The sequence below is a fragment of the Pseudomonas sp. P5_A2_2 genome (assembly GCF_054177685.1).
The window spans coordinates 1-1,843 of record NZ_JBGCUL010000971.1 but is presented as its reverse complement, the minus strand read 5'-3'; the positions used below and the strand labels follow the sequence as shown (position 1 = coordinate 1,843).

General features: G+C 62.8%; 3 protein-coding genes and 1 pseudogene. All 4 read left to right on the top strand.

Translation table 11 applies throughout. The annotated features are described in order from the left end of the window. Window positions 1-328, top strand: a 328-nt coding sequence (locus tag ACXRVY_RS27900; protein WP_458238824.1) for an urease accessory protein UreF, incomplete at its 5' end; no start/stop codon positions are given. A 23-nt stretch (window positions 329-351) separates the two neighbouring features. Then, window positions 352-966, top strand: a complete 615-nt coding sequence (gene ureG, locus ACXRVY_RS27895) for an urease accessory protein UreG (RefSeq protein WP_007979691.1) — start codon at window positions 352-354, stop codon at window positions 964-966. Window positions 967-993: 27 nt separating this feature from the next. Further along, a pseudogene (locus ACXRVY_RS27890) lies at window positions 994-1,218 on the top strand (HupE/UreJ family protein); the annotation flags it as partial. A gap of 140 nt (window positions 1,219-1,358) precedes the next feature. Further along, window positions 1,359-1,843: AGE family epimerase/isomerase (locus tag ACXRVY_RS27885; protein ID WP_458238823.1), on the top strand; the 485-nt coding region annotated here is incomplete at its 3' end.

The following is a 1,843-nucleotide window of genomic DNA, read 5'->3' as shown; positions in this document are numbered from 1 at the left end:
TGCCCGCATCTTCCTCGAACAACGCAGCGAGCCACATCTGGCCCTGTGTTGGGCCTTGGCCGCGCGCGCCTGGCAGATCAGCCCGCAAGATGCATTGGCCGCATGGCTGTGGAGCTGGCTGGAAAACCAGTTGGCAGTATTGATGAAGACCTTGCCATTGGGTCAGCAAGCCGCCCAGCGCCTGACCAGCGAACTGTTGCCGCTGCTTCAACAAGCCCAACAGAACGCCACCCGAATCGATCCCGATCATTACGGCAGTGCCGCTTTCGGCCTGTCCTTGGCGTGTATGGCCCACGAGCGCCAGTACAGCCGTCTGTTCCGTTCCTAGGGCCTGTTATTTTGGAGAATCACATGAACACACAACCCCTGCGTGTCGGCATCGGCGGCCCGGTCGGCTCCGGCAAAACCGCCCTGACCCTGGCCCTTTGCCTGGCCCTGCGCGAGCGCTACAACCTGGCCGTGGTGACCAACGACATCTACACCCGCGAAGACGCCGACTTTCTGGTGCGCAACGAAGCCCTGGCGCCGGAACGCATCATCGGCGTGGAAACCGGTGGCTGCCCGCACACGGCCATCCGCGAAGACGCCTCGATCAACCTCGAAGCCGTGGACCAACTGAACCGCCGCTTTCCGGGGCTGGACCTGATTCTCGTGGAGTCCGGGGGCGACAACCTTTCCGCGACCTTCAGCCCGGAACTGTCCGATCTGACGATCTACGTGATCGACGTCTCGGCCGGCGACAAGCTGCCGCGCAAGGGTGGACCGGGGATCTGCAAATCCGACCTGCTGGTGATCAACAAGATCGACCTCGCGCCGCTGGTCGGTGCCTCGCTGGAGATGATGAACAGCGACACCCAGCGCATGCGCAACGGTAAGCCGTTCGTCTTCAGCAATCAGAAAACCGGCCAGGGTCTGGAACAGATCATCGCCTTCATCGAACGCCAGGGCTTGCTGACCGCGGCCTGATCACGACTTCAACAAGGAAGCTTATCCATGATACTCAAACGCATTCTCGGCGCCCTGGCCCTGCTGCTGACCCCGCCCCTCGCCTTCGCCCACCCGGGGCACGGCGACAACGGCTTGATCGCCGGCATCAGCCATCCGCTTGGCGGTCTCGATCACTTGCTGGCGATGCTGGCGGTCGGTCTTTGGGCCGCACAGCAACAAGGTGCAGCGCGTTGGGCGCTGCCGTGCACCTTCGTCGGACGGTTTCTGGTGTTACTCAAATCCCTCCCACACAACAAACTACTGTGGGAGCGGGCTTGCCCGCGATGGCGGCCTGACAGACACAGCCTCTCTCAGGTCTGCCTCTCTGCTAACATGTCGCGCAATCGCCCCTGCCGTGACGACGCCAGCCAATGCCGCCTGTTTCCCGCTCCGCCTCTCATCCTGAATTGACCGCCCTGTTCGCCTCGGTGCAACAGCACTTCCTGAACGTCATCGTGCCGCTCTGGCAAGGTCCGGGCTGGAACGCCGATATGGCGTTGCCCTACGAGGCGCTGGATGCCGAACGCCAACCGCTGCCACCGCAACGCTACCGGGCCATGGCCTGTGCACGGCAGTTGTATCTGTTTGCCAGCCTGATCGGTCAGGTGTCGGGCGCCGAAGAGCGTGCCGCCGCGTTGTTTCGCTCGTTGCAGCGGCACTTCCACGATGCCGAGCACGGCGGCTGGTTCTACAGCGTCGATGCACAAGGTGCGCCGCTGGATCAGCGTAAAGACCTCTATACCCACGCCTTCATCCTGTTCGCCTGCGCCCATTACTGGAACAAGGTCCGCGAGCCGCTGGTGGAGTCGGTGCTCAATGCCTCGCTGGAAGTGATTGCGCAGCGTTTCGCCACGGA

Excerpts from the sequence above, each read along its gene's own strand:
- ureG (WP_007979691.1), top strand. The coding sequence starts at position 352 with ATGAACACACAACCCCTGCGTGTCGGCATCGGCGGCCCGGTCGGCTCC.